The organism is Streptococcus halichoeri (assembly GCF_009870755.1).
GTDB classification, from domain to species: domain Bacteria; phylum Bacillota; class Bacilli; order Lactobacillales; family Streptococcaceae; genus Streptococcus; species Streptococcus halichoeri.
Genome location: NZ_WLZU01000043.1, coordinates 1 through 7,019 on the forward strand (window position 1 = coordinate 1; position 7,019 = coordinate 7,019).

The following is a 7,019-nucleotide window of genomic DNA, read 5'->3' on the forward strand; positions in this document are numbered from 1 at the left end:
CTAGAAAAATCAATTCCTAGAGCTTTGTCTTCAATCTGAAATCGCTACTTAACGTGGCGATTTTTCTTTTTTGAGGGTTTGAAAAGCTATGATGGCTATGGAATAACTAACTACGGGAATGATTCATTTAAAATACGTGTTGAAAATTATCAAAAAAATGTTACAATAAAACATACCTTACAGAACAATTGAATAATCAATTACTTATTTATACTGTGAATTGGCACAGTGTTTCTACAAGACACCGGAATGTCTAACAATAAGTAAGCTTTTAAGCTTGCTTGGTTTTTACCATTACAACTAAAGTGTTTAAGACCTTTACTTGTGGCAAGTTTTTTTGTTTTTTAGAAAAGAGGAAGTCATGGAACTATTGGAGAAACGTATTTTACAAGATGGTAATATCTTGGGCAAAGACATCTTAAAGGTTGATCAATTTTTAACCCACCAAGTGGATTACAAGTTGATGAAAGCTATCGGTGCAGTCTTTGCTGATCATTATGCACAAGCTGGCATTACAAAAGTCGTTACGATTGAAGCATCTGGTATCGCACCAGCCCTTTATGCTGCTGAAGCCCTTAATGTTCCCATGATCTTTGCAAAAAAGCATAAAAACATTACCATGACAGAAGGCATTTTGACAGCTGAAGTCTATTCATTTACCAAGCAGGTTACTAGTACCGTTTCGATTTCTAGTAAATTCCTCTCAAAAGAAGATAAGGTACTGATTATTGATGACTTTTTGGCAAATGGCCAAGCTGCAAAAGGCTTGATTGATATAATTGGCCAAGCTGGCGCCAGCGTGGTTGGTGTTGGCATTGTCATTGAAAAATCCTTCCAACCAGGTCGCTCATTGATTGAAGAAAGCGGCATCCCTGTGACCTCACTAGCACGAATTGCTAGCTTTGAAAATGGACAATTAAACTTTATGGAGGCTGATGCATAGCATGTCAGAACATTACGCTCATTCACATTCCCAATCAGCAATTTTGGGTATTCAACATCTCTTATCAATGTATGCTGGATCAATTTTAGTTCCCATTATGATTGCAGGGGCCCTGGGTTATTCCGCAAAAGAATTAACCTACTTGATTTCCACCGATATTTTTATGTGTGGCGTGGCAACCTTTTTACAATTGCAGCTCAACAAATACTTCGGTGTTGGCTTGCCTGTCGTCTTAGGGTGTGCCTTTCAGTCAGTTGCTCCCTTATCCATTATTGGAGCTCATCAGGGATCAGGTGCTATGTTTGGCGCTTTGATTGCCTCAGGGATTTACGTGATTCTTGTTGCTGGTATTTTTTCAAAAATCGCGCGCTTCTTTCCAGCTATCGTCACTGGTTCTGTGATTACCACTATTGGTTTATCACTCATTCCTGTGGCGGTGGGTAATATGGGGGACAACGCCGATCAACCAAGCGCTCAAAGCATGATTTTAGCTCTGGCCACCATTTTTATCATCTTGCTGGTACAAAAATGTGCTAGGGGTTTTCTCAAATCAATCGCCATTTTAATAGGCCTTGTTTCAGGGACCCTCTTAGCAGCCGGCATGGGACTAGTGGATACTTCTGCGGTGGCAAACGCACCATGGGTACATGTTCCAACGCCGTTTTATTTCGGGGCCCCAAAATTTGAGGTAACTTCCATTATCATGATGTGTATTATTGCCACCGTTTCGATGGTTGAATCTACCGGTGTTTATTTAGCCTTATCAGATATTACTCAAGAAAAGCTTGACAGTCAGCGGTTACGTAATGGCTACCGCGCTGAGGGACTGGCTGTATTGATGGGTGGTATTTTTAACACCTTTCCTTACACTGGTTTTTCACAAAACGTTGGCTTGGTCCGACTTTCTGGCATTAAGACACGACGTCCCATTTATTACACCGCATTGTTTCTTGTGATTATTGGTCTTTTGCCTAAATTTGGTGCCCTTGCTCAAATGATTCCTAGTCCCGTGCTTGGAGGAGCAATGTTAGTCTTGTTTGGTATGGTTGCCCTGCAAGGCATTCAGATGCTAAATCGTGTTGACTTTGAAAATAATGAGCATCATTTTATTATTGCGGCCGTCTCCATTGCCGCTGGCCTAGGCTTTAACGGCACGCATTTATTTGCTAGCTTACCTACCACTGTCAATATGTTTCTAACCAATGGCATTGTTGTTGCTACGGTAACAGCAGTGCTCTTAAACCTAATTTTCAATGGTAAAATTAAAGATAAGACCTCAGTTCTGGTGGATAGAGACTGATCGGCACTTTCTGACCAATCAGCTTCGCTCTTGGTTGTGATGATTTTCAGATTAAAAAAGGACACTCCAAGTAACTCGGTCTGATATGTACCCAGAATCCTGGACACATATCAGTCTTGAGCATGCTTGAGTGTCTTTTTGATTAAAATGACAGCCACCGTCCAAGTATTTGGACAGCTGAGATACTTGGGATGGCAGACCAGGTATGCCTATGTGAGTGAAAAGCAATGTTCCTTCGTCTAAGCCAAGCTGTCACTGGGCGACAGGGCTTGAGGCAAAAGGTTTTGAGGTAAGATTTACTGATAAACTGCGTAAAAACAGGAGCCCAAGCCATCAGAAAGCAGAAGCTTTCGGTCTTTTGTGATGATTAGTCCCTCAATACCAGGCGTTTGATTCAAAAGCTCAAGTGCTTGGTTGATGGGCAAGCCAAATAATCTTGTCGTCCAAATCTCGCAATCAATTGATGCATCAGCAACGACTGTCAAACTAGCCATTGGTGTCTGTATCGGATAGCCCGTAACTCGATCAAAAAGATGATGGTAGGACCGCCCCTGAACTACTAAACGGCGTTCGTAGATGCCCGAGGTGACAACGGATTGGTTTTTTAGTTTAATCCTTCCCACTATTTGACCACGTGGTTTGTCCGGATCTTGAATACCAATAAACCAAAAGCCATCGGCGCGTTTGGGATTATCACCATAGACAAGCACATTTCCACCAAGGTTAATGAAAGCAGTAGCAGCCTGCCGCGCTAAATAAGCGATCACCTGATCGGCGATATAGCCTTTGGCCAGTGCCCCTAAATCAATTTTCATACCTTTGTGACGCAGATAAACACTGTGTTTACTTGGATTAAGCAGAATATCTCTAGGATTAGTCAGAGGCATTTTAGCAGCTATAGTATCCTGCGCGGGCAATCGAGCATCGCTAAAGCCAATCCGCCACGTTTGCACCAAGGGTCCAATGGCTATATTAAGATTACTAGGCTGCGCTAAGCTATGGTATTTTCCTAGAGCAATCAGTTCATAAAGTTCCGAATTAACGACAACTTCCTTGATTCCTGCCTTGTCATTGATAACCATTAATTCAGAATCCCAATCATTGGCACTAAAACGCTTTTTATAGTGATGGAGCAGTTCTACAACGTGGGCAAGGTGTTTTTGAGGTTCTGTAGCGTCAACTGCAATGTCAATCTGGGTTCCCATCAGTTTGAGTTGATGTGTTAAATACAGATAATCACCTCCTAATCTTATTGTCATCTGCACTTGTCTGGTCTTATATATGATGGACTAAAAGCAAGCGATTACTTATTTGCTTGCTTGACTAGCTGGTCTAATATTGCCTTTTTCTATCTGACTAGCCGGGAAATAACTGCCTTTTGGTAAGGCAGAAATAAAAACATGGACGGGCGTCTTTGAAGTAATCAGCCAGGCAGACACTCACTCACCTCAATGGTTTCCTTGATGAGTTGCGTCTTTTGGTCTATGAGCGTCCTTTAAATAATCTAATGATCACAAATGGCATGAGTGGTTTTCGTTTATAAGTTGTAGATTATTTTAGCATGTTGCTCAAAAAAATGCGATACTTTTGGGCAATACTCTTTTTTATCATTCTTATTCTTTTAACCTAAACAACCATGCTATTTAGATAAGCTGGCTAACTTAATCTTTTTTTAAGCTTTCTTGTTTACAATCAGTGCGTTATTAGTAATGGCAATAAGCATAAGCTCAGTATTAACAATAGACTCTATAACAAATACGCGTAAGCCTTGATAAGCATCTGACAGCAAAAAAATCCTGAACCTTAGCTGTCACCCCTTTATTTTACTGCCTCTTTATGAAAAGCAATTCCTAAAACCAAAAGAAAACTGTTTCTATTTTGAAGCAGGGAGAACCTCAATATGGCTAAAATGACTCAAGGAAAAAAAGACAATGCCTTAATGCAGTTTGCTCAACTTACCCGTACAGAATTGTTTCAACGCTTCCAGACACAGTTTACAGGACTTACTAGTGAACAGGCACAGGATCGGCTTGACCAATATGGTCCTAATGTCATTGCAGCGCAACAAGAAATTGCCTGGTATATTATTTTGTGGCATGCTTTTTGCAATCCCTTTTCGCTTGTGCTGGCTTTTTTGGCTATTGTTTCGGTTGTGACCGGTGATATAGAACCAGCTGGTTATATGTGTGTGATGATTATTCTTTCAGCTATCGTTGCCTTTGTGCAGGAATATAAAAGCCAAAAGGCATCAACTGCCCTTCGTGAGATGATTGAAAACACAACAAATGTTAAACGAAATGGCATTTTTCATGAAATTCCTATGGATGAAGTGGTTCCTGGTGACATTATTCACCTCCAAACAGGTGACATGGTTCCAGCAGATAGCATCTTGTTAAATTCAAAAGATCTTTTTATCAATCAATCCAGTCTAACTGGCGAATCCTATCCTATAGAAAAATGCTTATTAGAGTATTTGGATGCAAAGGAGCAGATAGATTGGGAACATGTCTCTAGTATTGATGTCCCTAATATTTTGTTTATGGGCACAGATGTTTTATCAGGTACTGGCGATATTCTCATTGTAAAAACCGGTAGGCAAACGCTGTTTGGTGATATTGCTAGCAAATCATCAACCAACGCTAAGGTTCCCTCTGCATTTGACAAGGGACTCAATCGTATATCGCATTTATTACTGACCATGGTTGCCATCTTATTTCCCCTTGTGTTTATCATTAACTGGCTGACCAAATCGTCGCCGCTAGATGCCTTCTTTTTTGCCATCGCAGTGGCAGTTGGACTAACACCTGAAATGCTGCCTATGGTCGTTAATACCAACCTTGCCAAAGGAGCAGTTGCCCTTTCTAAGCAAAAAGTCATTGTTAAGCAATTATCAGCTATTCAAAATCTGGGTTCAATGACTATTTTATGTACCGATAAGACAGGTACGATAACAGAAGACCGCGTGGTGATGATGTCTTATGTCGGACCTCTAGGGGAAAAGAAACGCCATGTTTTACATGCTGCCTTTGTCAATTCTTATTTTCAAACTGGCTGGAAAAATCTCATGGATATTGCTGTTATCCAATATTTCAATAAGCATCCACGGGAATTTGATTACTCCCATATGCAAAAAGTTGATGAGATTCCTTTTGATTTTCAACGGAGGCGCTTATCTGTTGTTGTTCGAGAAGATAATAAGATTTTAATGGTCACCAAAGGTGCAGTAGAAGAAGTCGAAGCTATTTGTACCCATATGCGGCTTGAGGGCCGAGATGTCCCTATTACTCCAGAAAAACGAAAGGCCTTTCGGAACGTTTCCAAAGACATGAACAAAGAAGGGATGCGGGTGCTAACTGTTGCCCAACGTTTGTTAACAGAAGAAGAGCTAGCAAACTTTGATGAAGGTGCTGAAGAAAAGATGACCCTGATAGGCTTTCTGGGCTTTCTGGACCCCGCAAAAGCAAGTGCTAAGACAGCAATCGAGAGTCTGCACAAGCATGGAGTAGCCGTTAAGGTTCTAACCGGAGATAACGCCATTGTTGCCAAAAAAGTGTGTGCTGATGTCGGCATACCGGTGGCCACCTATTACTTAGGCGCAGATATTGATGCCATGTCTGATCAAGAATTGTTTGATGCCGCTATGCAAGCCCACCTATTTGCAAAGCTATCGCCCCTACAAAAAGCGCGGATTATTGATATATTGCGTCAGGCAAATACCGTTGGCTTTATGGGTGATGGTATCAATGATGCTCCGGCTTTAAGGGCAGCAGATGTGGGAATATCAGTTGATACAGCAGCAGATATTACGAAAGAAGCAAGTTCGATTATTCTCCTTGAAAAATCCTTGCAAGTTTTGGAGACAGCCGTGGTTGAGGGGCGCAGTATTTTCTCTAATATGATGAAATACCTCCGAATTACCCTATCCTCTAACTTTGGCAATGTTTTTTCGGTCCTAGTGGCCTCAGCCTTTCTTCCTTTTTTACCAATGCTATCAACCCAGTTGCTAACACTTAATTTGATTTATGATTTGTCCCAATTAGCAACGCCCTGGGATTGTGTTGATGAGCAAGAGATTGCTCATCCTGTAAAGTGGGATACCAAGGGTCTGGCCCAATTCGCCTTACGGATCGGTCCGATTTCTTCGCTTTTTGATGTGACGACTTTTGCTATTTTATGGTTTGTCATGCATTACCAAACACCCATTCAGGCTCCGTTCTTTCAGTCAGCTTGGTTTATCGAATCTTTGGCCACACAGGCGTTAGCCTTTCATATTTTACGAACAAAAAAGCTTCCTTTCATTAAGAGCAATGCCTCACTCCCTGTTTTTCTTGCAACATTTAGCGCATTAGCCGCGGGAGCCATTTTACTGTTAACGCCTTTAGGAAACATGATTCAATTGTATCGTATTCAGACTCCTTACTTGATGTGGTGGTTGATGATAGTTTTTGCTTATTGTTTCAGTCTGCAGATTGGCAAGTGGCTGTATTATAAAAACCTGTCTAAAAAAGCCAAAAACTAACTAAGCAAGATCTTTAAAAAAGGTAGCCTGGCTATCTTTTTTGCATTGGTGAGACTAGGTGGAAGGCTTTTGGTTTTTAGGCGTAATTGATTAGTAAAAAACTCCTCAGGCAAAGCCGATTAAATTATGATATAATCCCGAGTTTATCAGTTAATTGACTTCGCAGGGGTTGTTTTTGCGATAACAGCGGTATTTCTTTTGATTTTTTTATCTCTATTTGTTGTTGTGAACGGCAATGTATGTTATACTATAGTTAT

The 7,019-nt window shown here is 40.9% G+C and carries 5 protein-coding genes and 1 riboswitch; of the genes, 3 read left to right on the forward strand and 2 right to left on the reverse strand.

Features of this window, described 5'->3' with window-relative positions:
* Positions 1-184 precede the first annotated feature (184 nt).
* Positions 185-280: riboswitch (purine riboswitch) on the forward strand.
* A gap of 81 nt (positions 281-361) precedes the next feature.
* Together GWD08_RS08360 and GWD08_RS08365 are read left to right on the forward strand one after the other, a co-directional pair.
* Complete coding sequence (locus GWD08_RS08360) at positions 362-943, forward strand: xanthine phosphoribosyltransferase (RefSeq protein ID WP_159545237.1); 582 nt, start codon at positions 362-364, stop codon at positions 941-943.
* A gap of 1 nt (position 944) precedes the next feature.
* Complete coding sequence (locus tag GWD08_RS08365) at positions 945-2,243, forward strand: nucleobase:cation symporter-2 family protein (protein ID WP_159565217.1); 1,299 nt, start codon at positions 945-947, stop codon at positions 2,241-2,243.
* A 296-nt stretch (positions 2,244-2,539) separates the two neighbouring features.
* Here the strand turns inward: GWD08_RS08365 and GWD08_RS08370 are convergent, their stop codons facing one another.
* Together GWD08_RS08370 and GWD08_RS08870 are read right to left on the reverse strand one after the other, a co-directional pair.
* The gene (locus GWD08_RS08370; protein WP_159565221.1) at positions 2,540-3,475 is read right to left on the reverse strand and encodes an FAD:protein FMN transferase; all 936 of its coding nucleotides are present in this window, start codon (positions 3,473-3,475) and stop codon (positions 2,540-2,542) included.
* A gap of 75 nt (positions 3,476-3,550) precedes the next feature.
* Positions 3,551-3,682 (reverse strand): tautomerase family protein, encoded by a 132-nt coding sequence (locus GWD08_RS08870; RefSeq protein ID WP_268892453.1) that lies wholly within the window; start codon positions 3,680-3,682, stop codon positions 3,551-3,553.
* A gap of 461 nt (positions 3,683-4,143) precedes the next feature.
* Between GWD08_RS08870 and mgtA the strand changes: the two genes are divergently transcribed.
* A complete protein-coding gene (mgtA, locus tag GWD08_RS08375) occupies positions 4,144-6,762 on the forward strand; it encodes a magnesium-translocating P-type ATPase (protein WP_159565219.1) in 2,619 nt (872 codons plus the stop codon).
* Positions 6,763-7,019 lie beyond the last annotated feature (257 nt).